20 protein-coding genes are annotated in these 24649 nt (G+C 68.5%); 1 reads left to right on the top strand and 19 read right to left on the bottom strand.

Features of this window, described 5'->3' with window-relative positions; all coding sequences use genetic code 11:
* The first annotated feature begins 8 nt into the window (after window positions 1–8).
* The gene (locus DWF00_RS22245; RefSeq protein WP_181832672.1) at window positions 9–2045 is read left to right on the top strand and encodes a DNA/RNA non-specific endonuclease; all 2037 of its coding nucleotides are present in this window, start codon (window positions 9–11) and stop codon (window positions 2043–2045) included.
* A gap of 261 nt (window positions 2046–2306) precedes the next feature.
* Here the strand turns inward: DWF00_RS22245 and DWF00_RS22240 are convergent, their stop codons facing one another.
* From DWF00_RS22240 to DWF00_RS22150, 19 genes are all read right to left on the bottom strand, one after another.
* Window positions 2307–3935, bottom strand: coding sequence for an isochorismatase family protein (locus tag DWF00_RS22240; protein WP_114829632.1), 1629 nt, complete (start codon window positions 3933–3935; stop codon window positions 2307–2309).
* Between the two features lie 13 nt (window positions 3936–3948).
* Window positions 3949–4797: an MBL fold metallo-hydrolase gene (locus DWF00_RS22235; RefSeq protein WP_114829633.1), complete on the bottom strand. Its 849-nt coding sequence runs from the start codon at window positions 4795–4797 to the stop codon at window positions 3949–3951.
* A gap of 13 nt (window positions 4798–4810) precedes the next feature.
* Complete coding sequence (locus tag DWF00_RS22230) at window positions 4811–5695, bottom strand: amidohydrolase family protein (protein WP_114829634.1); 885 nt, start codon at window positions 5693–5695, stop codon at window positions 4811–4813.
* Window positions 5692–6804 carry a vWA domain-containing protein gene (locus tag DWF00_RS22225; RefSeq protein WP_114829635.1) on the bottom strand — a complete coding sequence of 371 codons (1113 nt, stop codon included), beginning with the start codon at window positions 6802–6804 and terminating at the stop codon, window positions 5692–5694. The genes DWF00_RS22230 and DWF00_RS22225 overlap by 4 nt, the downstream gene beginning before the upstream one ends.
* Window positions 6805–7096: 292 nt before the next feature.
* Complete coding sequence (locus tag DWF00_RS22220) at window positions 7097–7981, bottom strand: AAA family ATPase (RefSeq protein ID WP_114829636.1); 885 nt, start codon at window positions 7979–7981, stop codon at window positions 7097–7099.
* A 4-nt stretch (window positions 7982–7985) separates the two neighbouring features.
* Window positions 7986–9029 carry a xanthine dehydrogenase family protein molybdopterin-binding subunit gene (locus tag DWF00_RS22215; protein ID WP_114829637.1) on the bottom strand — a complete coding sequence of 348 codons (1044 nt, stop codon included), beginning with the start codon at window positions 9027–9029 and terminating at the stop codon, window positions 7986–7988.
* Window position 9030: 1 nt separating this feature from the next.
* Window positions 9031–10782, bottom strand: a complete 1752-nt coding sequence (locus DWF00_RS22210; RefSeq protein ID WP_114829638.1) for a xanthine dehydrogenase family protein molybdopterin-binding subunit — start codon at window positions 10780–10782, stop codon at window positions 9031–9033.
* A 14-nt stretch (window positions 10783–10796) separates the two neighbouring features.
* Complete coding sequence (locus DWF00_RS22205; RefSeq protein ID WP_114829639.1) at window positions 10797–11279, bottom strand: (2Fe-2S)-binding protein; 483 nt, start codon at window positions 11277–11279, stop codon at window positions 10797–10799.
* A 10-nt stretch (window positions 11280–11289) separates the two neighbouring features.
* Window positions 11290–12111, bottom strand: a complete 822-nt coding sequence (locus DWF00_RS22200) for an FAD binding domain-containing protein (protein WP_114829640.1) — start codon at window positions 12109–12111, stop codon at window positions 11290–11292.
* Window position 12112: 1 nt separating this feature from the next.
* Entirely contained in the window at window positions 12113–12565 is a 453-nt protein-coding gene (locus DWF00_RS22195; RefSeq protein ID WP_114829641.1) for an SRPBCC family protein, read from the bottom strand.
* A 2-nt stretch (window positions 12566–12567) separates the two neighbouring features.
* Entirely contained in the window at window positions 12568–13005 is a 438-nt protein-coding gene (locus tag DWF00_RS22190) for an SRPBCC family protein (RefSeq protein WP_114829642.1), read from the bottom strand.
* Window positions 13006–13016: 11 nt separating this feature from the next.
* Complete coding sequence (locus tag DWF00_RS22185; RefSeq protein ID WP_114829643.1) at window positions 13017–15914, bottom strand: flotillin family protein; 2898 nt, start codon at window positions 15912–15914, stop codon at window positions 13017–13019.
* A 182-nt stretch (window positions 15915–16096) separates the two neighbouring features.
* The gene (locus DWF00_RS22180; protein WP_114829644.1) at window positions 16097–16978 is read right to left on the bottom strand and encodes a phosphoenolpyruvate hydrolase family protein; all 882 of its coding nucleotides are present in this window, start codon (window positions 16976–16978) and stop codon (window positions 16097–16099) included.
* The gene (locus tag DWF00_RS22175; RefSeq protein ID WP_114829645.1) at window positions 16975–19224 is read right to left on the bottom strand and encodes an ABC transporter permease; all 2250 of its coding nucleotides are present in this window, start codon (window positions 19222–19224) and stop codon (window positions 16975–16977) included. The genes DWF00_RS22180 and DWF00_RS22175 overlap by 4 nt, the downstream gene beginning before the upstream one ends.
* Window positions 19217–20008 carry an ABC transporter ATP-binding protein gene (locus DWF00_RS22170; RefSeq protein WP_425453172.1) on the bottom strand — a complete coding sequence of 264 codons (792 nt, stop codon included), beginning with the start codon at window positions 20006–20008 and terminating at the stop codon, window positions 19217–19219. The genes DWF00_RS22175 and DWF00_RS22170 overlap by 8 nt, the downstream gene beginning before the upstream one ends.
* Entirely contained in the window at window positions 20005–21036 is a 1032-nt protein-coding gene (locus DWF00_RS22165; RefSeq protein WP_114829867.1) for a branched-chain amino acid ABC transporter permease, read from the bottom strand. The genes DWF00_RS22170 and DWF00_RS22165 overlap by 4 nt, the downstream gene beginning before the upstream one ends.
* Window positions 21037–21106: 70 nt before the next feature.
* The gene (locus DWF00_RS22160) at window positions 21107–22120 is read right to left on the bottom strand and encodes a branched-chain amino acid ABC transporter permease (protein WP_114829646.1); all 1014 of its coding nucleotides are present in this window, start codon (window positions 22118–22120) and stop codon (window positions 21107–21109) included.
* On the bottom strand, window positions 22113–22970 hold the full coding sequence (locus tag DWF00_RS22155) for a helix-turn-helix transcriptional regulator (RefSeq protein WP_114829647.1): 858 nt from the start codon (window positions 22968–22970) through the stop codon (window positions 22113–22115). Before DWF00_RS22155 ends, DWF00_RS22160 begins: the two co-directional genes overlap by 8 nt.
* 164 nt (window positions 22971–23134) lie before the next feature.
* Window positions 23135–24385: an ABC transporter substrate-binding protein gene (locus DWF00_RS22150; RefSeq protein ID WP_114829648.1), complete on the bottom strand. Its 1251-nt coding sequence runs from the start codon at window positions 24383–24385 to the stop codon at window positions 23135–23137.
* Between the last annotated feature and the right edge of the window lie 264 nt (window positions 24386–24649).

The raw sequence follows: 24649 nt of genomic DNA, 5'->3' as shown, positions 1-24649 counted from the left end.
ACGCCATCATGAAAAGCGAGCGAATTCTGGAGAGGTTGCGCGGGCTCAACGATGAGATCAGGCGGCAGGACCCGCGCCTGCACGAAGAGGGCATGGCGGCCCGCAGCGGGCAGGAAACTGGGACGCTCGAGGGCCTTCCGGGCGGTGCGGTCGAAAGCGCCGTCCACAGCGAGAGCATAGTGATGCGGCGGCTGCGCCCGGTCCTCGCCGTCAAGGGCGGCACGACCGAACTCGCTTTCGCCGATCCGGCCGAGAGCGAACTCTGGAAGGAGCGGCTGGCCGGCGCCAAGGAGCATCTCGACCGCGCGATCCGGGCCGTCGGGCGGGTGGAGTTGCAGGGCGGCAGGCTCGACTGGGTCGGCACCGGCTGGGTGGTCGCCGAGAACGTGCTCGTCACCAACCGGCACGTCGCCCAGGAATTTGCCCAGCGCCGCGGCGAGGGCTTCGCCTTCCGGATGGGCTCGCAGGGGCTGATGAGCGCCCGAGCCGATTTCCTGCAGGAGATCGACAATCCGGCCGCGCTCGAATTCGAGCTGCTGCGGCCTCTGCACATCGAGGAGGAGCCCGGCCCGGACGTCGCCTTCTTCGAGATCAAGCTCACCAGTGGCGACGCCAGGCTGGCCGAGCCAATCAAGCTCTCGGCGACGATCAGGGAGACCCCCGCCGTCGCGACGATCGGCTACCCCGCCTATGACAGCCGGATTCCCGAGCCCGATCTGATGCTGCGGCTCTACGGCAACGTCTTCGACAGCAAGCGCCTCGCGCCCGGCGCGGTGACGAAGATCGAGCAGACGAGGCTCCAGCACAATTGCACCACGCTCGGCGGCAATTCCGGCTCCGTCCTCGTCGATCTCGATAGCGGCCTGGCCGTGGGCCTGCATTTCAGCGGCAGCTTCCTGGCGACCAACTACGCCGTCAGGGCCGATGTGGTCGAGGATCTGCTGCGCCGCGTACGCAGCGGCCGGACGCGACGGGAAACGGCGAACCCGGTCCCGCCCCCGGCACCGCCGGTCCGCAGCAAGGCCGCCGCCCCGCAGGGAGCGTCGGGCTCGGCCAGCCTGACGATACCGCTCACCATCACGGTCTCGCTCGGCGGGCAAGCCGGCCTGGAGCCGCCGGCGCGCCGCTGGAGCGGAGCGCCAACCGAGCCCGATGACGGCGGCGGCGAGAGCGGAGGCGAAGAGGCCAGGCCGGAGGACTACCGCGACCGCGAGGGCTACGCGGCCGATTTCCTGGGCGAAACAGTCCCGCTACCGAAGGTCGAGCGCGCCGCGAGCGACGTACTGACCTACGACAACGAGGGGCAGCAGGACAGCGTCTTGCGCTATGAGCATTATTCGGTGGTGATGAGCCGGTCGCGGCGCCTGTGCTTCTTCAGCGCCACCAATATCGACGGCAACCTGTCGCGCAAGAGCGCCCGCGTCGGTTGGAAATGGGATCCCCGCATCCTGAAATCGCAGCAGATCATGAACGAGTGCTACGGCAACCCGCCGCGCTTCAGCCGCGGGCATATGACGAGGCGGGAGGATCCCGGTTGGGGCGATCCGGTCACCGCCAAGCGCGGCAACGAAGATTCCATGCACGTCACCAATGCGACGCCGCAGATGCAGGCCTTCAATGCGCCGATCTGGCTGGCGCTGGAAGACTACGCGCTCCAGCACGCGCGCGAGGACGACATGAAGATTTCCGTCTTCACCGGTCCCTATTTCAGCGATCACGATCGGCCGATCTATGGCGTCAGGATACCGCTGGCGTTCTGGAAGATCATCGCCTTCATCCATGACGAGACCGGCCGGCTCTGCGCGACCGGCTACGAGATGAACCAGGAGCAGAATCTTCCGTCGGAGGAGGAGTTCGTCTTCGGCGCCTTCACCTCGCCCCAGCTCGGCACAGCGGCGCAGGTGCCGATCCACACCATCGAAATGCGCAGCGGCCTGAATTTCGGCCCGCTTGCGAGCGTCGATCCGCTGACCGGACAGATGGAGGGGATCGGCGAAGCCGAGAGGCCGGGGCTGCTGGCGCTGGAACAGATTCGGTTCATATGAGTGCGCTGGAGGCGCTGAGGCGCGTGCGCTCGCTAACCAATCTGGCCAACGTTGCAGGCGGCAGGCACATCAGGGACACAGTCGGGCGGGTGAAGCGGGCAGTGAGGCCCGCCTGGGTGAGATCCGGCAGCGCTTCGGGAGGCAGCCGTCCGGATGGAGGACCTGCGGCTCGCAGTGGCCTTCGGTGCGCACTTGGCGACCAAGAACCCGAAGCTCGGTACGACCTGGGGTGCTGCGATGCTCCGAAAACGTCCTTGAATCTCAGCCGCTGGTCGCGGCGATCACCGCGTCCACATCGGTCACCACGGCCACGTTCTGGAGCGCGTAATTGACTGAGGCCGTATGCCATTCGGCGTTCATGGTCGAGCAGGCATCCTCCGGCACCACCATGAAATAGCCCTTGTCGGCACCAGTGCGGGAGGTGTGCTCGATCGACATGTTCGTCCAGGCGCCGGTCACGATGACGACGTCGCGGCCGAGCGCCTTGAGCACGGTCTCCAGCCGCGTGCCCTCCCAGGCGCTCATGCGCTGCTTCTCGACGATGTGATCGCCGGCCTGCGCCTCCAGCCCCGGCACCGGCGCGGCACCCCAGCCGCCGCGCACCAGGGCGTTGGCGTCGGCCAGCCCCTCGAAGAGCGGCGCGTTCATGGTGACGCCCGGCGCGCCGGCCTCGACGATGAACCAGACATGGATCACCGGAATGCCGCGCGACCGCGCCGCCTGCGCCAGTCGCACCGCATTGGCGACCGCGTTCTGCTCCCGGCAATGCGCGGGCGAGCCCGAGGAAGCGAAGGCGCCGCCTTCCATGACGACATCGTTCTGCATGTCCTGGATGATGAGCGCGCAGCGTGAGGGATCGAGCCGGTAGCCCGGCGCCGCCTTCTTCACCCCGCTCGCCGCGACGGAAGCCGCGGCGGTGACGTCCGAGATCGGACGCCCGCCTGCGCTGCCGCTATCGGAGCGCGCGCGCTGGCTGCTGCCGACTTTCATATAGGGCTCGAGCCGCGGGCCGATCTTGGTCTCGACTGCGTAGAGAGAATGCGTCGCGGTCAGGAACAGCGTGCGCCAATCCGGTCCGCCCCAGGTCAGGTTGCCGACGAGCTCTGGCACGCGCAGCTTGCCGATCAGCTCGCCCTTGATCGTATAGACCCAGACGCCGCCGGGGCCGCAGACCCAGACATTACCCCGCGCGTCGCATTTCATCCCGTCGGGCACGCCGGGCTCGCTCACTGATGCGATGCCGGAGGCGAAGATGCGGCCGGAGCCGAGGCGCCCGTCCGGCAGGATGTCGAAGACGCGGATATTGTGCTGGACCGTGTCGTTGACGAAGAGCCGGTCCTCGGTCGGGCAGAAGCAGAGCCCGTTCGGCTGGTCGAACAGGTAGCGGTCGACCAGCAGCTCCGGCGCCCCGCCGCCCGGCGGAATCCGGTAGACGCCCTGGAAGCCGAGCTGGCGTGGCCGCTCGACGCCGTAGACCGGCATGCGTCCGTACCAGGGATCGGAGAAGTAGATCGACCCGTCCGACTTCACGCAGACATCGTTCGGGCTGTTGAGCTCCATGCCCTCGAAATGCGAGGCCAGCACCTCGCGACTGCCATCCGGCCGTTCGCGCACCAGTGTCGAGGTAGCGTGCTCGCAAACGATGAGGCTGAGCTCGGCATCGTAGGTCATGCCGTTGCATTTGTTCGCCGGCCGCATGACCTCGCGCACGCCGCCCTTGTCCCAGCGGCGGCGCACGTCGCCGGGCATGTCCGAGAACAGCAGATACTGCTCCCGCGGGTGCCAGACCGGGCCCTCGGTGAACTCGAAGCCGGTGCCGAGCTGGCGCACGGGCGCCCACAGGTCGATCAGCTCGGCGAAGGCGGGGCGGACGGCGACATGGGTTGTCATGGCGGCGCCGGACTCAGGCCGCGAACCAGTTGCGCGCCGGCAGCGACTGCACGACAGGACCGGGGACCGCCATGTCCATGCGGCCGACAACCTGGCCATGGGCGATCTTCGCCGGCTTGTCGTGCACCGGCAGCAGGAACTTGCCGACGGTGAGCAGCTTCTTGATCGCCGCCTTCTCCTCGCGCTTGGAGACGCCGTGATTGCCGGTGGTGCGCGGCTCGTTGGCATGCAGCTCGTGGAAGGGCGTGACGATCTGGTCGTTGAAATCGTAGATCACGTCGCCGCAAATTATGGCGCGGCCCTCTACCGTGTCGACATGGACGTTCATCGAGCCCTCGGTATGGGCGCCGGCAGCCTCGATATAGCAGCCGGGGAAGAGTTCGATCATGCCGGAAAGCTCGAGATCCTCGAAGCGCAGCGCATCGCGCGTATGCAGCCGGTCGATCAGGTGCTTGATGTCGGGCGCGGGATATTGCGGGTGCATCAGGCCGGAGACGGAGTATTCGAGCTCGCGCCGGTTGACGAGGACCGTCGTGTTCATCGGGAAGAGCTCGTCCTTCCCGGCATGGTCGATATGGAGATGGGTGTGCAGGACATAGCGCACGTCGCCCATCCGCACGCCGTATTTGGCGAGCTGGTTCTCGATCATGTTCTCGTGGAACTGGAGGCCGCGCATGCCGAGGCTCTCCATGATCTGGTTGTGGCGATAGCCGGTATCGACGACGATCGGCCAGGGGCCGCCAAGGACCAGGAAGCCATAGGTCGGGACGCGGCGGGTGCGGCCGCAATCGCGCCCCAGCACGAGGAAGCTCGATTCCAGCTCGATATCGCCGTAGTCGAGAATCTTGATTTCGAGCGCCATGGAATTCCTCCCGTCACTTGTCATCGAGGCGGTAGACCCGCCTCGCGGTTTCGTTGAACACTTTGCCGAAGACGCCCTCGGGCACGGCCGCGCGGTGCGCGCCGATCAGCTCGGAATAGGTGGTCCAGAGCTTCTCGATCGGAAAATTGGAGCCGAACAGGCAGCGATCGGCCCCGAACAGGGCGAGTGTCTGCGCGGCGATGAAGGCGATGTGCCCGGCATCGTTGCGACGCAGGAAGGTGCCGAGGCCGGAGAGCTTGCTCGCGATGTTCGGCTGCGCCGCAAGCGAAGTCATGCCGTCGCGCCAGGCGGCGATGCCCTCGGTCGAGAGATCCTCCAGCATGCCGGCATGCTGGAGAACGAAGGTCACGTCCGGGCAGGACGCGGCAAGCTCGGCCGCACCCGCCATCTGATCGGCGAAGACCTGCAGGTCGAAGCTGAAACCGTAATCGGCCAGCCGCCCGATATTGGCGACGAGCCGCGGATCGCGGGCAAGCTCGGGGCCGCCTGCGAAACGGTAGAGCGTATTCTGGTGCCAGTGAATCTGCATGCGCACGCCGCGGACCCGCTCGTTCCGTGCGAGCAGGTCGAGCTGCGGCCTCGCATCCTCGGCGAGCATGTCGGCATAGGCGACGATCGCGATCGGGAAGCCCGCCTTCTCCGAGGCGCGCGAGACGTAATCGACCTCGTCGAGAAAGCGGTCGACCGCCCAGTTCGCCTGGACGTAGACGGCCTGGGTCACACCCTCGGGCCGGGCATCGGCGAGATATTCCGAGACCGGATAGTCGCGCCGGATCGGCTCATAGGGGCCGAAGATGCGCGGCTGCATCGGGCCGAGCAGCCAGGGCAGATCGGCCTGCCGCCAAATGTGGAAATGAGCATCGACGATATCGGTCATGCAGCCTCCGTGCCTCCGAGCGAGAGGATGTGGCGGCAGATCCGCGCCGTGCTGCCGCCATCGGTGAGGCTGTCGAGCATTGGCGCGACCAGCCGCAGCGCCTCGGTCTCCGGCCGGTAGCCGGGATCGGCTGCGAGCGGCGTGAGCCAGTCGATGCGATGGGCCCGCGCCGCAAGCCGCGTCACTGCGTTGACAAGCGCCGCCGGCTCGCCGCGCTCCAGCCCGTCCGACAGCACGATGACGACCGCGCCGCGCGCATAGGAGGCGAAGCGCGGCACGGCGAGGAAGGCCCCCAGCGCGTCGCCGATGCGCGTGCCGCCATCCCAGTCGGCGACCAGCCCAGAGGCCTCGGCCAGGGCCTGCTCGCGCCGGCGCCGGCGCAGCGCCCGCGTGACGCGGCTGAGCCTGGTGCCGAAGGTGAAGACTTCCACACGCGGCGCCGCCTGCACCACGGCATGGGCGAGCGCGAGATTGGCGTCGCTGCGCTGCTTCATCGAGCCGGAAACGTCGATCAGCAGCAGGATCGGCCGGGGCCGGGTGACCCGCCTGAGCTTCTTGAGGTCCATCACTTCGCCGTCATGGCGGATGGCGGCCTTGAGGCTGCGCGCGAGATCGACCATCGGTCCCCGCCGCGCGCCGCGATGGCGATAGCCGCGCCGCCGTGGCAGCGCCGCCGGCAGCGCCCGGCCGAAGCGACGCAGCGTCTCGCTCTCATCGAGCGTCCGCAAGCCACGGATGGAGAGCGCCTCGGCTCCGGTCGCGGCCTGGCCGGTCTCGTTGACCCCCTCGCCGATCAGGACCTCGCGCGAGCCGGAATCCTCCTGGACCGACATGTCCTCGTCGGGCTGCCAATCGTCCTCACCCGGCTCGGCCAACGCGCCAAGAAAATGCATGTCGAAGAGCGCGTCGAAGCGCTCGCGCTGCTCCGGATGGGGGCTGAGCGTGGCGGCGGCCGCCTTGCGAACATGCTCCATGCTGCGCGGCCCGAGCAGCTCGACCGCCATCAGGAAGGAAGTGGTCTGCTCGGGCGCGACCGCGATGCCGTGCTCGCGCAGCAGCGACGGGAAAGCGACGAAAGGCCGGGCTGCGGCGGGGAGCGGCGCGATCATGCCGACGCCCCCTCGATCAGCGGTAGGGCGCGACGCTTCCCGCTCCCTCCCCCCGCTTGCGGTGGGGAGGGTTGGGGTGGGGGGCAGTGCCGCTCGGCGCGACGATGAAGGACGGAGCTCCGGCTTTCCGCCCCCCCATCCCTAGCCCTTCCCCACCGCAAGCGGGGGGAAGGGGACATGGCAGCGCTTTTCGTCATTGCGAGGAGCGCAGCGACGAAGCAATCCAGGGGGACGCAGAGCACTGCCGCCCCTGGATTGCTTCGTCGCTGCGCTCGCAATGACGTCCGGCCCCTCATGCCGCCAGCCCCGGGATGATGAGCGGCAGGCGCGGGCGCAAATGGGCGAGGTCCTCCTCGTCCTTGATCGCGGTGCCGAGCGAGCGGCGAAAAGCCTCCGGCCAGGGCGCGCCGGTCTGCGCCAACGCGGTCGCGGCCTCAGCCCAGTCGACGGCCTCGGCGACTCCCGGCGGCTTGGCGAGCGGCTCCCGCCGGAGCAGCCCGACGGCATGGACGACGGCGCGCGCCGTGCCCTCGGCTACGGCCGAGGAGCGCAGCATGATGATCTGCGCCTCCCGCTCCGGCTCGGGATAGGCGATGTAGTGGTAGACGCAGCGGCGGCGCAGCGCCTCGTGCAGCTCGCGGGTGCGGTTCGAGGTCAGCACCACGACCGGGCGTTCGGCGGCACGCAGCGTCCCGCGCTCGGGAATCGAGATCGAGAAATCGGAGAGGAATTCGAGCAGGAAGGCCTCGAATTCATGGTCGGAGCGGTCGATCTCGTCGATCAGCAGCACGGTCGAGTCCGGCCGGCGCAGCGCCGTCAGCATCGGCCGCTCGATCAGGAAGTCGTCGCGGTAGATGTCGAGCGTCTCCCCTTCGCGGGCTTGCCGGATCGCGAGCATCTGGCGCGGATAGTTCCACTCGTAGAGCGCCGCCGACGCGTCGATACCCTCGAAGCATTGCAGGCGGATGAGCTGGCGCCCGAGGATGCCGGCGAGCGCCTTGGCGGCCTCGGTCTTGCCGACGCCGGGCGCGCCCTCCAGCAGCAGTGGCTTGCCGAGTGCGAGCGAGAGGTAGCCCGCCGTGGCGATGCCGTCATCGGCGAGATACATCGCCGCCTGCAGCGCCTCGGCGAGGGCCTCGGGGCTCGATATCCCGGCGACGGTGGTGCGCAATGCCATGCCGTCACCGCCAGTTCACGGGGCCGCCGCGGCGCGGCCCGGGCTTGACGCCGCCATTGGCCTTGATGCCGCGCAGGATCTTCTCCGGCGTGATCGGCAATTCGTCGACGCGCACGCCGATCGCGTTGTAGACGGCGTTTGCGACGGCGGGCAGCACCGGGTTGGCACACATCTCGCCCGGTCCCTTGCCGCCGAACGGCCCGTCCGGCGCCGGCCGTTCCAGCACGGTAACGTGGTAGGGCGCGATGTCGCCCGGCCCCGGCATCAGGTATTCGTTGAAGTCGCGCGGGCCGTGCTCCGGGTTGGGATAATAGGGCTCAGGCGTCTCGTAGAGCGCGTGGCTCATGCCCATCCAGGCGCCGCCCACAAGCTGCTGCTCCACCATGCGCGGGTTGATGACGCGGCCGAGCTCGTAGGCGCTGGTCATCCTGAGCACCTCGACCTCGCCGGTCTCGTCGTCGACCGTAACGTCGGCGACGAGACAGGCATGGGCGAAGGCGGTGTTCGGGTTCATCTCGCCAGTATCGGCATCGACCGCCGAGAGCGGGATTAGGAAGATGCCGCGCCCGGCGATGGTCTTGCCCTGCTTGAACTGCGCCGCCTGCGCCGTCGCCTTCACCGTGATGGTCTTCGACGGCGCGCCGCGGACATGGATGTTGCCGCGCCCGTCGGTGACGAGATCGGCGGCATTGACCTCCAGCTCCTCGGCGGCCGCCTCGAGCAGGACGCCGCGCGCCTCGCGCGCCGCGACGATGATGGCATTGCCCATGCGGTGCGTGCCGCGCGAGGCGAAGCTGCCCATGTCGTGCGGGCCGGTATCGCTGTCGGCGGTGTCGACATAGACGTCCTCGATCGGCACTCCCAGCGTCTCGGCCGCGATCTGGCGCGAGACCTGCTTCATGCCCTGGCCGAGATCGATGGCCGAGAGCGCGACGGTGAACTTGCCGTCCGGATTGGAATGGATCAGCGCCTGGCTCGGATCGCCGCCGAGATTCATGCCGATCGGATAATTGACCGAGGCCATGCCGCGGCCTTCGTGACGGGCCATCTCAGCGCCTCCTCGTGCCGAAGACCGACGAGAACCGCACCGCGCCATGCTGCGTCTGCGCCGGGGCGGCAGGTGGCGGGGCGGGCGGCGGCGGCGACGGCTGATAGGCCGGCGGTGGCTGGTAGGCCGGGGCCGGCGGATTGGAGGTCTGCGCCGGCTGGTAGGGCGGCAGCGCCGCTATCGGCTGCGCGGACTCGTAGCGCGGCACCTGCGTGGGCTTGGCCCGGCCGTCGCGATCGCCCTCCATCACCGGCTGCTTGCTCAGCGGGATGCGCGCGGTGCCGGCAGGCAGCACCTGGCTCGACGGCGCGTTGCGCGTATCAGGCCGGCCGATCTGGCCGCGCTGGTCGAGCGGCGTCGCTGGGATCAGCGCCCGTTCGCCCACGCCGCCGGTCAGCGATGACTGCCGCTTCGCCTGCTCGGAGAGCGGCCAGTTCGCCTTCTCGGCCACGACCTGCACGCATTCGATCAGCGCGGTATTCTTGGCGACGCGGCGATGCGCCTTCATGTCGCCGTCGCGATAGGCGTTGAGGACGCGGAATTCCATCGGGTCGAGATTCGCCGCCTCGGCGAGCCGGTCCATCTGGACTTCCAGCGCGAAATCCACCGCCGTGACGCCAAAGCCGCGCATCGCGGTGGAGGGGCAGCGGTTGGTGTAGGCGACATAGACGTCGGAGGCGACGTTCGGGATCCAGTACGGGCCCGGCAGATGCGCGGTGCACTTGATCGCGGCATAGCTCGACAGCCGGGTATAGGCGCCGGCGTCGAAATAGCTGCGGATAGAGCGGGCGACGATGCGCCCGTCCCGCATCAGCCCGTCCTTGACGTAGATGCGCTCGGCCCCGCGCGGCGAGCCGTAGAGCATCTCCTCCTCGCGATCGAGCACGAAGCGCACCGGCTTGCCGGTCAGCATCGCGCCGAGCACGGCGAGCGGCTCGGTCAGCGCGTCGACCTTGCCGCCGAAGCCGCCGCCGACCGTGCCGCCGATGAAGTGCAGGCGGTTCGACTCGACATCGACGATCTTGGCCGCGGTGCCGAGCGCGAAGAACAGGCCCTGCGCGCAGGAATGCACGACGAAGCGGCCGTTCTGCTCGGGCGCGGCGATCGAGCCGTTGGTCTCCGTCGGCGCGTGTTCGATCGGAGACATCTGGTAGCGGTGCTCAAGCACCATGTCGGCCTGGGCGAAGGCCTTCTCGACATCGCCGAAGCGCAGCTTCTGGTGGTCGTAGCGCTGGTGATATTCGAAATAGTTGCCCGGATAGGTCTCGTTGACCACCGGTGCGCCCGGCTTCAGCGCCTCCTCGACGTCGAACACGTTCGGCAGCAGGTCGTAGTCGATGCGCACGAGCTGGCGCGCCGCCAGCGCCGCAGCCTCGCTGTCGGCGATGATCGCGACCACCGGCTCGCCCTTGTAGCTGACTTTGTCGACCGCCAGCGACGGTTCGTCGTCCTTGCCGAAATTGATCAGGCTCAGCAGCGTGTTCTTGTTGACCGGCACGTCCGCGCCGCGCAGCACGCGCTTCACGCCCGGCGCCCTTTGCGCGGCGGCGATATCGATCGAGCGGATGCGGGCATGGGCATGCGGGCTGCGCACCACCTTGAGATGCAGCATCCCGTCGAAGGCGTGGTCGTCGAAGTAGCGCGTGCGCCCAGTGACGTGCCCCGGCATGTCCTGCCGCTGCAGCCCCTTACCGATGACGTTGAGGTTGTCGTCGCGCTCGTCGGCGAAGATGTCCTTGCGCATTTCCAGCATGGCAGCCTTCTCCCTCAAGCCCGGCGCGCGCCGGGGGCGCTCGCGGCGGCAAGGATCGCAGCGATGATCGGCTCGTAGCCGGTGCAGCGGCAGATGTTGCCGCTGATGCCCTCGACGACCTCGTCGCGGCTCGGGTTCGGGTTCTTCGCCAGCAGCGCGCGGGCAGCCGTCAGCATGCCCGGCGTGCAAAAGCCGCACTGGGCAGCGAAATGGTCCATGAAGGCGGCCTGCAGCGGGTGGAGGTCCGGGCCATCGGCCATGCCGGACGCCGTCTCGATCTCGCGGCCCTCGCAGGCGACGGAGAGCGTGAGGCAGGCAAGCTGCGGCTCGCCGTCGACCAGCACGGTGCAGACGCCGCAAGTGCCCTGGCCGCAGCCATATTTCGGCGCGAAATCGCCGAGCCCGCGCCGCAGCGTGTTGAGCAGGGTCTCCGGCGCGTCGACGAAGGCGGCGCGGTCGGAGCCGTTGAGCCGGAACTGGACCGGTATCTTGGCCATGCGCGCCTCCCTAGCGGCCGTCGCCGGCCAGCAGCCGGCCGAGATGAACGGGCATGACCTCGCGGCGATACCACTCGCTGGCGATCGCATCGGTCGCCGGCCGGCAGCCTTCCAGCGCCGCCTGCTTGGCCGCCTGGATCGCGCCGGCATCAAGCGCCTTGCCTTCGAGTGCACGCTCGACGCCCCGCGCCCGGATCGGCGTCGGCGCCATCGCGCCATAGGCGACGCGCGCCTGCGCCACCCGGCCACCGGACAGCGGCAGATGAGCCGCGATCGACAACACCGAGATGCCCTTCGGCTTGACGCGGGCGACCTTGCGGAAATGGAACTCACTGGCGTTCTGCGGCCGCGCGAACTGGACCCCGGTCACCAGCCCCTGCCCGCCCCGTTCGCGGGCCGCCAGAAACTCCTCCAGCGGCATCGCCCGGCCCGAGCCGTAGCCCGCCTGGACCACGATCTGCGCGTCCAGCGCGAGCAGCGCGACCGTGAAATCGCCATAGGGCGTATCGGCGAAGAGGTTGCCACCGATCGTCGCCATCGTCCGGATCGCCGGGCCGCCGATCCCGCGCGCCGCCGGATGCAGGAAGGCGAGCTCGCGGCTGGCCAGGACCATCGCCATGGTCACGCCGGCACCGAGTTCGATGCGCGGCCCGCCGGCATTCATCTGCCGGAAGACAGGGTCGACGACGCGCACGAGCGTGCCCTCGGTCAGCCGGCCCTCGTTGACGTCACGCATCACCAGCGTGCCGCCGCCCACCAGCCGGGCGTGCCGGTCTCCCAGCAGGATGCCCGACGCTTCCGACAGGCTGGCGCAGCTTCTCACGTCGAGCATGTCAGGCGTCCTCGCGTGCGAGTTCGGGCAGGCGGCGGACGGCCTCGATCCCGTTGGTGTAGACCTCGTCGCCGACGATCCTCGCTAGCTCGGCTTCCCGTCCCGGCGGCGTGGTGAAGCGGCTCTCCCAGTGCCAGAAGCTGCGATTCCCGTCGGTGACGGGCAACAGCCGGACATGGGCGACGTAGTTGAAGAGCGGGATCGGCGTATCGAGCAGGCAATAGCTGAACGTCATTTCGAGATCGGAGAGCGTGAGCAGTTGCTCGCGCAATTCGCTGCCGTCCTGCAGCGTGAAGCGTCTGATGCAGCCAACCCGGTCGGATGGGTGCCCGCGCTCGATCTCGCTGACCCTGACGATCGGATGCCAGCGCTCATGGCCGTTGAAGTCGCGCAGGACCGACCAGAGCCGGTCCACCGGAGCGTCGATGATCGTGCTGCGGACGACATGGGGCATGGCTATCCCCCGAAAGCGCGCTTGAGGGCGTCGAAACCGCCCTGGAAGACATTGGTGCCAATGCCCGCGACGAGCTCGGCCTCTTGCTCGGGCGCGCAGTCGAAATCGGCCGACCACTCGATGAAAGTGCGCTCCTGGTCGGTGATCGGCGTCAGGCGCAGCGTCGCGACATAGTTGGTCAGCGGCATCGGCGAGTCGAGGATCGCGTAGGTGCAGAACATGTCGTAGTCGGACAGGCCGAGCAGTTGCTCGCGCAGCCGGTCGCCGCTGCGCAGCGAGAAGGCGCGAATGCAGCCGACCTTGTCGGAGGGCTCGCCATTCTCGATCCGGCTCTCGGCGATCCGGGGATGCCAGTTCGGCAGGCCGTTGAAATCGCGCACGCGGGCCCAGACCCGGGCGGCGGGGGCGGCGATGACGCTGGAGGCGTAGACACGGGCCATGGTTCAGCGCCTCACGACTTCTTGCTCGAACCGGCAGCCGGATCGGCGCCCGGTCCAGTGCCCTCGCCACCACCTTCCTTCGGCTTGGCGGGCTGGGCATCCTTGGCGACGCGCTGCAGGTCGGAGGCCTCGCGCATCAAGCCGCCCATCTTGGCGAGGTTGCCGCCCTCGATGCCGATCTCCTTCAGCACCTGGTCGATCATCGGCGCCTGCACCCGGTAGCGCAGGGCCGACTCGATGACCTCGTCGGTCGGAGAGCGCGCCGCGCCTCCCGCGCCGCCACTCGCGCCGGCGCCCGCAAGCCCGTCGACATGGAGGATGCGGATGCCCTCGATCTTCTCGAGGGGCTTGACGCTCTCGCGCACGATGCCCTCGATCTTGTCGAGCAGGCGGCGGCGGAAGAGCCCGTAGCGCGCCCCGTCGCTGAGGACGTTCTCGGCCTCGTAGAGCAGCTTCTGCGCCTCGGCATCGACGGCTCGGCGCACCTTCTCGGCTCCGGCCGCGATGCGCGATTCCTCGGCCGCCTTCTCGGCCAGCAGGACCTCGACGGTCTTGCGGCGCCTTGCGCCCTCGCTCTCGCGGACCGTCTTGACCTGCTCCTCGGCCTCGACCGCCTTGGCGCGGGCGATCTCGGCGCTGGCCTGCGCCGCCGATTCCTCCAGCGACTTGGCATAGAGCGCGATCGCCTTGTCCATCGCGGCGCTCTCGACCTCGCGCTCGCGGTTGATCTCAAGCTTGCGCAGCTCGCGCTGGCGGCCGACGCGGGCCTCGTCGAGCCCCCGGTCGGAGGAGATGCGGGCGCGCTCGACCTCCTCGTTGGAGGCGATCTGGGCCTCTTGCAGCGCCTGGCCGCGGGCGATCTCGAGCTGCTCCAGCGCCTGGCGGCGCTCGATCCGGGCGGCTTCGAGCGCCTGCTCGCGGGCGATGCCGACGGTCTCGACCTGCTGGCTCGCCGTGATCTCGGCCTGGCGCAGCACCTTGTCGGCATCGGTGCGCTCGACCTTCTTGGCCGCGAGCGCGATGGCGCGGTCCTCCTCGGCGACCTCGACCGCCTTCTTCTGGGCGATCTGATGCATCTCGCGGGTCTTGCTCGAGTCGATCCGCTCCTTGTCGAGGCCGAGCTCGGTTGTGATGCGCTGGCGCTCGACCGTGTCGCGACGCTTGAGCTCGGCTGTGTCGAGTTCGGCCGAGCGCTTGATCTCGAGCTCCTTGGTGGCGAGCTCGGCGGCGATGCGCTCGGCCGCATTGACCCGCTCCTGGGCGATGCGGGCGGCCTCGGTCGCCTCGCGCGCCGCGATCTCGGCGGTGTCGATCGCCTGGTTGCGGGCGATCTCCAGATTGCGGACCTCCTCGTCGCGGCGGATGCGTTCGCTGGAGACGGTCTTCTCCTGGCTGATGCGGGCCTTCTCGATCGCCTCGCGGGCCGAGATCTCGGCGGCCTCGATCGCCTCGGTGCGTCCGATCTCCAACAGGCGGGTGCGTTGGTCGAGCGCGATGCGGTCGGCCGCGATCGTGTTCTCCTGCGCGATCCGCGCCTTCTCGATGGCTTCGCGCGCGGCGATCTCGGCTTCGTCGAGCGCCCGATTGCGCGCGATCTGCAGGGCGCGCACGCGCTCCTCCTGGGCGATGCGGGCGGTTTCGACCGATTCGCGCGCCGCGATATCCTCCTCGTCGAGGACACGCGTGCGCTCGATCTCGCGATTGCGGACCTCCTGCTCGCGGCCGATGCGCTCGGCGCTGATCGTGGCCTCCTGCACGATGCGCGCCCGCTCGGTCGCCTCGCGGGCGGCTATCTCGGCTCCTTCCAGCACCTTGGTGCGCTCGATCTCCTTCTGGCGGATATCGCGCTCGGAGGCGATGCGGGCGACGCTGATCGCCTGCTCGTTGGTGATGCGCGCCTTCTCGACCTGCTCGCGCGCGCCGATCTCGGCCTCCTCGACGGCGCGGGTACGGTCGATCTCCTGCTGGCGGATGTCCTTCTCGGAGGCGATGCGCGCCTCGCTGATCGCGCGCTCGTTGGCGATCCGCGACTTCTCGATCTCCTCGCGCGACTGGATCTGGGCCTGCTCGGCCTCGGTGTCGCGGGCGGCGCGCTCGCGGGCGATCTCGGCGCGCTGCACGGCGCGCTTGATCTCGATCTCGCGCTGCTGTTCGAGCCTGGCCCCCTCGCTCTCGCGCTCGATGTCGAGCGCCTGGCGCTCGGCTTCGAGGTTGCGGGTGCGGATGCGGATCATCGCGCCCTGCTCGATGTCGTTGCGCAGCTTCCGCTTGTCCTCGATCTCCTCGATGATCCGCGTCAGGCCTTCCGCGTCGAAGCGGTTGGACGGGTTGAAATATTGCAGGTCGGTCTGGTCGAGATCGGTCAGCGCAACCGATTCCAGCACGAGCCCGTTCTGGTCGAGCGCCTCGGCGGCGGCGTCCTTGACGCGCTGGACATAGGTTCCGCGCTGCTCGTGCATCTCCTCCATCGTCATCTCGGAGGCGACGGTGCGCAGCGCCGAGATGAACTTGCCGGAGAGGAGCGCATTGAGCTGGTCGGGCTGGAGCGTGCGCCGGCCGAGCGTGGCGGCGGCGACCGAGACCGCCTCACGCTGCGGCCGGACCCGGACGTAGAACTCGGCGTCGATGTCGACGCGCATCCGGTCGCGGGTGATGAGCGCGTCGTTGTTCGCCCGCGTCACCGCCAACTGCAGGACGTTCATGTTGACTGGCGTGACGTCGTGGATGATCGGCAGGACGAAGGCGCCGCCATTGATCACGACCTTTTCGCCGAACAGGCCGGTGCGGACGAACGAGACCTCCTTCGACGAGCGTCGATAGAGCCAGTTCACCAGATAGACGATGATGGCGATGACGATCACCGCCACGATCAGCCAGAGGATCAGCGATCCGATCAGTTGCCCTGTCATGGTGACGTTCTCCCCGCCCGAATTCGATTGCCGCCGCGCACCGCCTCAGCCCTCATCCTGAGGAGCGCTCCACAGGAGCGCGTCTCGAAGGATGCTCCAGCGGTCACCGGAGCCTCCTGGAGCATCCTTCGAGACGCGCCTGCGGCGCTCCTCAGGATGAGGGCTGTGGGGCGGACGGACTGTCATGATTTCCTGCTCCTGCCGGCTTTGCGTGCCGGTCTCTTGGTCGCTTGCATGCGGCTGATCTGCTTGAAGGCGCGGGTCCGGTCGCTGATTGCGACCTCGACCGGCAGGCGCTCCATCGAGGACGCGCCATAGAAGCCGTGGCAGTGCCGCGTGTTCTTCATGATGAACTCGGCATCGGCCGGCTCGGCGGCCGGACCGCCATGGACGAGCACGATCACGTCTTTCCTGACCTTGAGCGCCGCGGCCGCCCAGCGGTCGACGAGCGCCGGGCATTCCGCCAGCTTCAGCGCCGTCTCGGCGCCGATCGAGCCACCCGTCGTCAGGCCGAGATGGCAGACGATGATGTCCGCGCCCGCCTTCGCCATCGCCCGCGCATCCTCCTCGCAGAAGACGTAGGGCGTGGTCAGCAGACCCTTCCGGTTGGCAAGCGCGATCATCTCGACCTCGAGCCCATAGCCCATGCCGGTCTCTTCGAGATTCCTGCGGAAGACGCCGTCGATCAGCCCGACCGTCGGGAAATTCTGGACGCCGGCGAAGCCGATCCGCCTGACCTCGTCGAGGAAGACGTCCATGCGGCGGAATGGGTCGGTGCCGCAGACGCCCGCGATGACCGGCGTCTTCTTCACCACCGGCAGCACCTCGGCCGCCATCTCCATGACGATGGCGTTGGCGTCACCATAGGGCATCAGCCCCGACAGCGAGCCTCTGCCTGCCATGCGATAGCGGCCGGAATTGTAGATGACGATGAGGTCGATGCCGCCGGCCTCCTCGGATTTGGCCGAAAGCCCGGTCCCGGCGCCGCCGCCGATGATGGGTTCGCCGGCCGCAACCATGGCCCGGAAGCGCTTCAGCAGGGCGGCCTTATCGAAAACCGTCATGGCCTGCCCCCACCGAGCCGCTCGCGGCGCCGGCCGGCGTGCAGCGTGCGGAACTGCTGCACGAGGGCGGCGGCGAAGGCCGGGTCGTTGATGTGGAGCGGCAGGCGGATGAGCTGGCGGCTGGCGCTGACGCGGACGGTCTGCTCCAGCGCCTGGAACAGCGCCGCATCGGCGGCCGGATCGTGGAAGGGCTTGCCGGGCGCATCCAGCGCCGAGACGCCGAGCTCGGGGATCAGGAAGCGGACCGGCCCCTCCATCAGGTTCAGCCGCTCGCCGATCCAGCGGCCCATGCGCGCGTTCTCCTCCGGATTCGTGCGCATCAGCGTGATCTGCGGGTTGTGCGGATAGAGCGTCCGGCCGCGATAGCGCTCCGGCACCGTCTCGGGCGCGGCGAAGTTCACCATGTCGAGCGCGCCGACCGAGCCGACATAGGGGATGCGCGTGCGGATGATCGCACTGAGGCGATCCTCCGTCGCCGGCAGGATGCCGCCCATCATCATGTCGCAGATTTCGGTGGTCGAGACGTCGATCACTGCGCCAATGAGGCCGGAATCGACGAGCTTCTCCATCCCCCGGCCACCGGTGCCGGTGGCGTGGAAGACGAGCGGCTCCCACTCGGCCCCAAGCAGCTTGCCGACCTGCTGGACGCAAGGGGTGGTGACGCCGAACATGGTCATACCGACGAGCGGCTTCTCCGCCTCCGCCCGCCGCAGCGGCGCCTCGCGCCTGAGTTCGGCCAGCCGCGCCTTCGCCATTGCCGCGATGGCGCGCGCGCCATTGCCGAGCACGACGCGCGAGAGCCGGTTCAGGCCCTGCACGTCGCTGACCGAGTACATCATCGTCATGTCAGTCGGGCCGACATAGTGGCGCACGTCGCCTGCGGCCATGGTCGAGATCATCAGCTTTGGCAGGCCGATGGGCAGGAGCTGCATGGCCGGGGTCGCCATCGCGGTTGCGCCCGAGCCGCCGGCGGAGATCACGCCGATGACGCCCTCCTGCCGGGGCAGCCAGGCCTTGAACGCCTCGGTCATCGCCGCCACCGCAGTGCCACGATCGCCGGATGAGATTCCGGCCGAGCCTCTGGGATGGGCAAGCGCGATCTCCTGGGGCGTCACGTCGCCCCCAGTGCTGCGCCCCGAGGTCGAGAGGTCGACGAGCCGGGTCCTCAGGCCTTCCGAGCGGATCAGGTCGCGAATGAAGCGCAGCTCCTCGCCCTTGGTGTCGAGCGTGCCGGCGACGACCACGTAGGGCTCGCCGGCCGCAGTGGCCGCGAGCGGACGGACATCTGCGAGGCGGCGGCCGTCGAGCGTCGCGAGCGTCGGCCGCGAGATGGTGCGGGCCTGCGCCTCGATGCGGGCCGCCGGCACGGGCTGGGACCAGCGCGTCGGGATCACTGGGTTGGCATTGTAGACGCGGGTCGGCCCAGCAGGTGCGACGGGCGCCGCACCAGCCGGCTGCGTGCCAGCCGCGGCGGGCTGCGGCGCGCCGTCGGTCTCGTCATGGCCGTGACGGCCGACGCCGAGCAGGCGCTGCTGCAATTCGCGGTCGCCTGCGAGCGTCGCCGAGGCGATGATGCGGTTGACCCGGCCGTTGACCATGATCGCGACGGGATCGGACATCTGCGTGGCGACGCCGATGTTCTGCTCGATCATCAGGATGGCGACGTCGCCCTGCTCGGCGAGCCGGACCAGCATCTCCTCGACATGGGCGACGATGACCGGGGCGAGGCCCTCGGTCGGCTCGTCCATGATGAGCAGGCGCGGGTTCATCAGCAGCGCCCGGCTGATCGCGAGCATCTGCTGCTCGCCGCCCGAGAGCTGCGCGCCGCCATTGTTGCGCCGTTCGGCGAGTCGTGGGAACGCCTCGTAGATGCGCTCCGGCGTCCAGGCGCCGCGCTTGCCGCGCTGCATCAGCCGGAGATGCTCGTCGACCGTCAGCGAGCGCCAGAGCCGGCGGCCCTGCGGGACGTAGCCGATGCCGAGGCGCGCCACCTCGGCGGGCGAGCGACCGGCGACCTCCTCGCCGAAGAAGCGGATGGAGCCGCCGCTGATCGGCACCAGCCCCATGATCGCCTTGCACATGGTGGTCTTGCCCATGCCGTTGCGGCCGACGACGGACAGGACGCCATGGTGGAGCGTCAGGTCGACGCCCTGCAGCGCATGCGAGCGACCATAGAAGACGTTGAGCCCGGCGATCTGCAGGACGGGCACGCCCGCGGGGGGCGGAGCCTTGAGGCGTTCAGCCATGGCCGCCCCCGAGGTAAAGCTCCTGGACCTCGGGATCGGACTCGATCTCGTCCGGCCGGCCTTCCTTGAAGATGCGGCCGTTGTGCATCATCGTCACGCTCTCGACGACGCGCAGCGCCACGTCCATGTCGTGCTCGATGATGATGTAGCCGATATGGGCCGGCAACGAGGTCAGGATGGCGACGAGGTCGCGCCGCTCGGTCGGCGAGAGACCCGCCGCCGGCTCGTCGAACAGGACGAAGCGCGGCGCGCCCGAGAGCGCGAGCGCGATCTCGAGCTGGCGCTGCTGGCCATAGGCGAGCTCGCCGACGAGACGGTCCTTCACCGGCGTCAGGTGCACGGCTTCGACAAGGTTCTCAGCGGCGTGGACGAGCGTGTCGTCGCGGCGCGGGCGCAGCAGCGAGAAGCGGTTCCGCGAGACGCCGCGGCAGGCGAGATAGACATTGTCGAGAACCGACAGGCCGGCGAAGAGCGACGAGATCTGGTAGGTGCGCCTCAGACCGCGCCGGATGCGCTCCTGCGGCGGGAAGGCGGTGACGTCCTCGCCGAAGAAGCGGATGACGCCGGAACTCGGCGCGAAATCGCCGGTGATGCAGTTGAACAGCGTCGTCTTGCCGGCCCCGTTCGAACCCAGCACGGCCCGCCGCTCGCCGGGCTGCACCGATAGCGTGATGTCGGAGAGCGCCGCGAGCGCGCCGAAGAGCCGCGAGACGCCGCGCAGCTCGAGCGCGTTCGCCGAGCCCGCCGTGCTTAGCCGCTCATGCATCAGCGGGACCGCGCTCATGACCCGCCCCCTGGCCCGCCGCCGCCGATCCGCATATCGGAGGCGCGCGTATCGCGGCTCCGGAGGTAGCGGTCGCGCAGCCGCTGCCAGATGCCGACGAGCCCATCCGGCGAGAACAGCACGATGACGAGGAAGCCGAGCCCGATGAGCAACTGGTAGCGCTTGCCGTCGAGGCCGACCGCCTCGAGCAGATCGAGCGAGAAGGTGCGCAGCAGGACATAGACCAGCGCCCCGATGAAGGGGCCGATCGGCCGGCTCAGGCCGCCGACCACGGCGATGATGAGAATGTCGACGACCGGCCCGACGCCGGCCGTGCCCGGCGAGATCTGCCGCTGATACCAGACGAGCAGGATGCCGGCGCAGGCGGCGATCACCGCCGCGAAGGCATAGGCGGCGATGCGATGGGCCATGACATCGAAGCCGAGCGCCGCCATGCGCCGCGGATTGTCGCGCGTGCCCTGCAGCGCCAGGCCGAAGGGCGCGCGCGCGACATAGACGACGACGGCATAGGCGAGCGCGGCGCAGCCGAGCGTCAGGAAATAGAACGGCAGGTTGCTGCCCCAGTCGACCCCGAGGAAGACCGGCGGGACGATGCCGTTGAAGCCGCTGAAGCCGTTGAAGATCGTATAGTTCTGCAGCGTCAGGTAGTAGAAGGCCGATCCGATCGCGAGCGTGATCATGATCGTGTAGATGCCCTCGGTCCTGACCGAGAGCGCCCCGCCCACCGTGCCGAACAGTGTCGCGATGAAGATGGCGACCGGCACCGCCATCCACCACGGCCATTTCAGACTGATCTGGACGATGGCGCTGTCGCCGAGGATCGCGACGAGATAGCCGGCGAAGCCGGCGACCGTCATCTGGATCAGGCTGACGATGCCGCCATAGCCGGCGAGGAACATCAGGCTGAGCCCGATCATCCCGAGGATCATCGCGTAGGCCAGGATCTGGATGAGCCAGAACGGGCTCACGACCAGCGGCATGACGAGGAGCAGCCCGGCGACGATCCAGAACGACATGCCCTGCCGCATCAGCCAGTCGCTGAAGCCGTCGCCGGTTGCGGCGCGATGGGGGACAGGGCGTGTCCCGGCGATCGCCACGTCAGCGCCTCACCGCCGCCAGGCCCTGCGGCCGGATCGCCAGCACCACGACCATGATGACGAAGGTCAGCATCACGGCATAGGTCGGCATGTAGACCGAGCCGAACTGCTCGGCGAGGCCGACGATGAGCGCGCCCATCGCCGCCCCGGGGATCGAGCCCATGCCGCCGACGATGACGACGACGAGCGAGGAGAGCAGGATCTTGGTGTCCTCGCCGGGCTGGAGCGACTGGAAAGTGCCGCCAACGACGCCGGCAAGCCCGGCCAAGCCCGCGCCGAAGGCGAAGACCATCATGAAGACGAGCTGGACCCGCACGCCGGTGGCCGAGAGCATGTCGCGGTCGTCGACGCCGGCACGCACCAGCATGCCGACGCGCGTGCGGTTGAGGGCGAGCCACATCAGGACGCCGAGGATGATCGCGCCGATCAGGATCGCGATGCGCACCAGCGGGTAGGTCATCATCACCGCCTCGCCATTGCTGCGCAGCGCGACGACGAAGGGCAATTGCACGGGGCCGGCGAGCCAGTCCGGCGCCGTGACCTGAAACGTGTCGCCGCCATAACCCCAGAGCAGCAGGTCGGCGACGATGATCGAGAGGCCGATCGTCACCAGCGTCTGCCGTAGGTCCTGCCCTTCCATCCAGCGGAAGAGGAGAACCTGCATCAGCAGCCCGGCCAGGCCGACGATCAGGAACGCGGCGATCAGCGCGATGAGCCAGGACCCGGTCAGGTTGCCGATGCTGTAGCCGACATAGCCGCCGAACAGGTAGAGCGAGCCATGCGCCAGGTTGACGTTGCGCATCAGGCCGAAGATCAGCGTGAAGCCGCTGGCGACGAGGAAATAGAGCGCGCCGAGCGTGATGCCGTTGAAGAGCGCGCTGAGGAAGACCCGCTTGCGCCCGAACATCTCCTCCATGCCCGGCGTCCAGACGGAGAAGACGAGCCAGAGCACGAGCGCGGCAACGACCAGGATGATGAGTGACCAGATCGGGCGGCGGGCGAGGAACTCAGCCATGACGCGCCTGCTGCGGCGGTGCGCCGCCGACCATGCGCAGCGCGCGACGGTAATCGCTGGGCGCCATGCCCATATGGGCCGTGAAGAACCGGGTGAAGACGCTCTGGCAGGAGAAGCCGAGCCTGTCGCCGATCACGGTGACGGGATCGCCCGACTGGACGATCCGGTCGAGCGCGGCGTCGAGGCGCACCGTGTTGGAGAAGACGGTCGGCGTGACGCCGATCTGCTGCCGGAACAGCTTGAAGAAATGCGCCCGCGAGAGCCCGGATTCGCGGGCGACGCGGACCAGCGCCCCCTCGGAAGACGGGCGCGCCTCGAGCAGGCGGCAGGCGCGCTGCACGCGCCGGTCGACCGCTCCCTCCGGCGCGAGATGCAGCAGCGAGGAGGCGAGATCGGAGCCGATCGGCTCGCTCGAGGCCTGCGCCAGCGCCATCAGCACGGGCGCCAGGGTGAGTTCGCGGTGTTGGGACAGCAGCATCTCAACGGCCTTGTCACGCCAGGCGGCGAGTTCGCAGGTGACGACGAGTTCGGATGACGGAAAGGCGATGGCGCCCGGCGGCGTCATCGTCTGCTCCGCCAGCCATTCCGGCTTGAGGTAGACGACCAGGAACAGGCCGTATGAACCGCTGACCGCCGGCTGGAAGTTGTGCGGCTCCCACGGATTGATCGCCACGCCCATGAAGGGATCGACGAGGATCTGCCGGCCATTGACGGTGACCAGCCCACGCGAGCCCTCCAGGAAGAAGATCAGGTGCGCTTCCCGGTGGGCGTGCAGCACCAGCGGCCGGTCGAGATCGTAGATCGACACCCGGCCGAAGGGCCCGTGGCAAACCGCGACTGCGCGACTCATGGTTCCTCGCGTAACGATGCCCGGCAGTCAGGCTCGTCCCAGCGGGCAAGCCTTCCCCGAGGCGACCGGCGAACTGGTGCCGGACGGCGTCGGAAACCGGGGCGTGGCAGGGGCGGAGGGGGCGCGCATCTCGCGTTGCCCCCCTCCGCTTAAGCCTCAGCGGCTTATTGCTTGCACTCGGGGTTGGTCCGGGAGGGCAAGCCAACAGCCTTGAAGGCATCCGCCGAAAGGCCCAGCGTCTGAGGCACGTCCGGCACCGTCTTGACGAACCTGTTCGTCAGGTCGCCGTTCGGCAGCTCGGCGACCTCGGTGATGAAGGTCGTCGCGATCGCGTGGCGATTGGCGTCGAGCTTGACCTTGCCGTTGGGCGCGTCGAGCTCCGTCTTGGCGAGTTCGGCACGCAGCTTGGCGCCGCCATCCGAGAGATCGCCGTTGACCTTGCCCATCGCGATCGCCAGCGCATTGAAGGCGTTGTAGTAGTTCGTCGCGAAGAGCGACGGGCTGGCGAAGCGCTTATCGGCCGGGAACGCGTCCTGATAGGCCTTCACCCAGGCCTTCCACTTCGGATCGTCCCATTCGTCGGCGACACCGCTGGAGGTGGGCGTGCCGACGAGCAGGCGCTTGGCGGCGCCGCGCGACGACAGCACCGTCTGGTCGGCCATGATCGAGCCGCCGATGAACTTCGCCTTGCCGCCGGTCTGGCCGTATTGGTTGAGGAAGTTGACCGCATCGCCGCCGCCGAGGCCGAGGAAGACCGCGTCGACATCGTCGGGGATGTTGGCAATGACGGAGCCGAAATCCTTGGTGCCGAGCGGCACCCACTGGCGCTGGGCGATCTGGCCGCCGGCCTTGCAATAGCCGAGCGCGAAGCCGAAGACCTGCGTATAGGGGAAGGAATAATCTTCACCGATCACGGCGATCTTCTTGTAGCCCTTGTCCTTGAAGACGTATTCGCCGAGGCCGGCCATCCATTGCGCGCCGTCGCTGTTGAAGCGGAAGAAATTCGGCGACGGGTTGACATAGGTGGTCTCGAGCGCGCCGGACGAACCGTTGATCATGACGAGGTTCGGCACCGTCTTGCTGTAGTCGCGCATGGCGATGCCCTCGGACCCCGACAGCGGGCCAAGGATCAGCTGAACCTTGTCCTGCTCGACGAGCTTGCGCGCGGCGCGCAGCGCCGAGTCCGGACTGGCGTCGGTCGCGACGATGATGAGCTCGATGTCGCGGCCCGCGATCTTGTTGCCGGCCTGCTTGGCGGCGATCTGCACGCCGCGCACGCCGTCTTCGCCTCCGGATGTCAGCGCGCCCGAAAGCGTCGCCATCACCCCGATCTTGAGTTTTTCCTGAGCCTGAGCGGCACTGGCAGCCGCCACGAGAGAACAGGCCGCGACAGCGGCCAGAAGCGCCTTTCGCATACGTTCACCCTCCCTTTGATGCGGCAGCGCCGAAGGATAGAACGGCGAAGCCGACGGCGGATTTTTGTTTCCGCTCTAAAGTCAGGCTATCACAGGGTGACCGGCTGCCAAGCGCGCGGACATTGCGCACGGTCTGCTTTTTCCCGGGAGCGGCGCAGCGAACATGCTCATCCCGACCTGGGAGGTCGCGAGTGGCCGCACCGTCCGGCACCGCAGATTGCGAATAGGCGGCAAGACGCTGGATTGCCACCTCGCATGTCAAGG

Origin of the sequence: Allobosea caraganae (assembly GCF_003351345.1) — a bacterium.
In the GTDB taxonomy this organism is placed as follows: domain Bacteria; phylum Pseudomonadota; class Alphaproteobacteria; order Rhizobiales; family Beijerinckiaceae; genus Allobosea; species Allobosea caraganae.
Note: the sequence above shows the minus strand (reverse complement) of the source record. Positions and strands in the feature narration are given on the sequence as shown.

Coding starts and splice junctions, on each gene's coding strand:
- DWF00_RS22175 (WP_114829645.1), bottom strand. CDS start 19,224: ATGGCTGAACGCCTCAAGGCTCCGCCCCCCGCGGGCGTGCCCGTCCTG.
- DWF00_RS22240 (WP_114829632.1), bottom strand. CDS start 3,935: ATGACAACCCATGTCGCCGTCCGCCCCGCCTTCGCCGAGCTGATCGAC.
- DWF00_RS22225 (WP_114829635.1), bottom strand. CDS start 6,804: ATGATCGCGCCGCTCCCCGCCGCAGCCCGGCCTTTCGTCGCTTTCCCG.
- DWF00_RS22195 (WP_114829641.1), bottom strand. CDS start 12,565: ATGCCCCATGTCGTCCGCAGCACGATCATCGACGCTCCGGTGGACCGG.
- DWF00_RS22235 (WP_114829633.1), bottom strand. CDS start 4,797: ATGGCGCTCGAAATCAAGATTCTCGACTACGGCGATATCGAGCTGGAA.
- DWF00_RS22215 (WP_114829637.1), bottom strand. CDS start 9,029: ATGGCCCGTCACGAAGGCCGCGGCATGGCCTCGGTCAATTATCCGATC.
- DWF00_RS22185 (WP_114829643.1), bottom strand. CDS start 15,914: ATGACAGGGCAACTGATCGGATCGCTGATCCTCTGGCTGATCGTGGCG.
- DWF00_RS22155 (WP_114829647.1), bottom strand. CDS start 22,970: ATGAGTCGCGCAGTCGCGGTTTGCCACGGGCCCTTCGGCCGGGTGTCG.
- DWF00_RS22180 (WP_114829644.1), bottom strand. CDS start 16,978: ATGACGGTTTTCGATAAGGCCGCCCTGCTGAAGCGCTTCCGGGCCATG.
- DWF00_RS22205 (WP_114829639.1), bottom strand. CDS start 11,279: ATGGCCAAGATACCGGTCCAGTTCCGGCTCAACGGCTCCGACCGCGCC.
- DWF00_RS22150 (WP_114829648.1), bottom strand. CDS start 24,385: ATGCGAAAGGCGCTTCTGGCCGCTGTCGCGGCCTGTTCTCTCGTGGCG.
- DWF00_RS22190 (WP_114829642.1), bottom strand. CDS start 13,005: ATGGCCCGTGTCTACGCCTCCAGCGTCATCGCCGCCCCCGCCGCCCGG.
- DWF00_RS22200 (WP_114829640.1), bottom strand. CDS start 12,111: ATGCTCGACGTGAGAAGCTGCGCCAGCCTGTCGGAAGCGTCGGGCATC.
- DWF00_RS22170 (WP_425453172.1), bottom strand. CDS start 20,008: ATGAGCGCGGTCCCGCTGATGCATGAGCGGCTAAGCACGGCGGGCTCG.
- DWF00_RS22245 (WP_181832672.1), top strand. CDS start 9: ATGAAAAGCGAGCGAATTCTGGAGAGGTTGCGCGGGCTCAACGATGAG.
- DWF00_RS22165 (WP_114829867.1), bottom strand. CDS start 21,036: ATGCGGCAGGGCATGTCGTTCTGGATCGTCGCCGGGCTGCTCCTCGTC.
- DWF00_RS22210 (WP_114829638.1), bottom strand. CDS start 10,782: ATGCTGGAAATGCGCAAGGACATCTTCGCCGACGAGCGCGACGACAAC.
- DWF00_RS22230 (WP_114829634.1), bottom strand. CDS start 5,695: ATGACCGATATCGTCGATGCTCATTTCCACATTTGGCGGCAGGCCGAT.
- DWF00_RS22160 (WP_114829646.1), bottom strand. CDS start 22,120: ATGGCTGAGTTCCTCGCCCGCCGCCCGATCTGGTCACTCATCATCCTG.
- DWF00_RS22220 (WP_114829636.1), bottom strand. CDS start 7,981: ATGGCATTGCGCACCACCGTCGCCGGGATATCGAGCCCCGAGGCCCTC.